Consider the following 1,735-nt stretch of genomic DNA (forward strand, 5'->3'; position numbering starts at 1 on the left):
AGGTCGGGGTATGCGACGCCGTTGAGTGCTACGGGGCGGCCTTCTTCAAAGGTCACGCTCACTTCTTCGGCCTTGACGACGCAGTCGTCTTTCCAGAACGGCACGCCCATGATGGGGTTGACGATTTTGATGCCGCTGTTGAGGTTTTCCAGGTCTTTGGCTTCGTGCGTGGCGCCCAGCATGTTGCTGTCGGTGCTGTAGGCCTTCTCGGCGCTCATCTTGTAGCCAAAGCCGTTGGCCGTCATGAACGCGCTCATTTCAGAGCGGCCGCCCAGTTCGTCGATGAACTGCTGGTCCAGCCAGGGTTTGTAGATCTTCAGCGCGGGGTTGGTCAACAGGCCGTAGCGGTAAAAGCGCTCGATGTCGTTGCCCTTGAACGTGGAGCCATCGCCCCAGATGTTCACGTCGTCCTGCTTCATCGCCGATACCAGCATGGTGCCGGTCACAGCACGGCCCAGCGGCGTGGTGTTGAAGTAGGTGACGCCGGCGGTGGTGATGTGGAAGGCGCCACTTTGCAGTGCGGCAATGCCTTCAGCGGCGAGCTGTGGGCGGCAGTCGACCAGGCGGGCCTTGATGGCGCCGTATTCCATGGCCTTGCGCGGAATCTCGTCGTAGTCGGCTTCGTCGGGCTGGCCCAGGTTGGCGGTATAGGCGTAGGGCAGGGCGCCCTTCTGTTTCATCCACAACAGCGCGGCGCTGGTGTCCAGGCCGCCAGAGAACGCGATGCCGACCTTTTGGTTGGCGGGGATGTTTTGCAGAATGGTGTTGGACATGTTTTAGGCCTGAATATCGCTGTAAGCCGCGCAGAACGGGCGCGAGCAGCTATGAAAAAAGGAGCGAAGGATCGGTTGAGGGTGGACTTAGACGCTTTTTAGCCGAAATGGCAGATGTAGTGATAAGCCGCTTCGCCCGCTGCAACGCGAATCTCGAATTTGGCGTTGCCGGGCACGCTGAACTTTTCGCCTGCCGAAGACTTGACCCAGCTGTCGCTGCCGGCCAGCTTGTATTCGCACGCGCCGGCCACGCATTCCATGATTTCGGGTGCGCCGGTATTGAAGGTCAGGGTGGCCGGCAGGATCACGCCGACCGATTTTTTGGTGCCGTCGGCCAGCGTGATGCCGTGGCTCACGCATTTGCCGTCAAAGTAGACATTGGCCTTGGTGGTCACGCTGATGTTGTCGATTTTTTCGGTAGGCATGGGAATGTGCTGAAAAGAGACTGAAAGGGGCGGGAGGAGACGAAAGGGGCGAAAGGGGCCGTTTCGGGCTGCGGGAAAGCACCGCGTGGCGCCCAAACCGTTGATTTTAGGTCACCCGGAGCCCTTCGCCGGGCCCGCGGTGAATCCGGTTGGCCCTTTGTGGCGTATCCCCCCGTACCAGCCGCCTGCCGGTGTTTCCCGATAGCCACCAATACCTGACAATGTTCTTCATGAAGCCAGAAAGCCCGGACAGACAATTGATCGCACTGATTGACCGCGTGGCCCAGGCCGATGAGTCGGCCCTGCGGGAGCTGTATGAGCTGACTTCGTCCAAGCTCTACGGTGTCGCGATTCGTGTGGTGACCAACCGTGAATGGGCTGAGGACGTGCTGCAGGAGGCCTTCTTCAACATCTGGCGCATCGCCGGCGACTACAAGGCGACCCTGTCACCGCCCATGGCCTGGATGGCGCTGGTGGTGCGCAGCCGCGGCCTGGATTTTTTGCGGCGCCGGGCTTCGGACCGGGCCGACCTGATGC

3 protein-coding genes are annotated in these 1,735 nt (G+C 60.7%); 1 reads left to right on the top strand and 2 read right to left on the bottom strand.

Features of this window, described 5'->3' with window-relative positions; translation table 11 throughout:
• Window positions 1-773, bottom strand: a 773-nt coding sequence (gene argG / locus AC1D1P_RS22505) for an argininosuccinate synthase (RefSeq protein WP_477674519.1), incomplete at its 3' end; no start/stop codon positions are given.
• Window positions 774-871: 98 nt separating this feature from the next.
• On the bottom strand, window positions 872-1,198 hold the full coding sequence (ppnP, locus tag AC1D1P_RS22510) for a pyrimidine/purine nucleoside phosphorylase (protein WP_477674520.1): 327 nt from the start codon (window positions 1,196-1,198) through the stop codon (window positions 872-874).
• Between the two features lie 230 nt (window positions 1,199-1,428).
• On the opposite strand from ppnP, the gene AC1D1P_RS22515 reads away from it, so the two are divergent.
• The coding region (locus AC1D1P_RS22515; RefSeq protein WP_477674521.1) for a sigma factor at window positions 1,429-1,735 on the top strand (307 nt) is incomplete at its 3' end.

The organism is Polaromonas sp. P1_E1_2, from assembly GCF_056406035.1.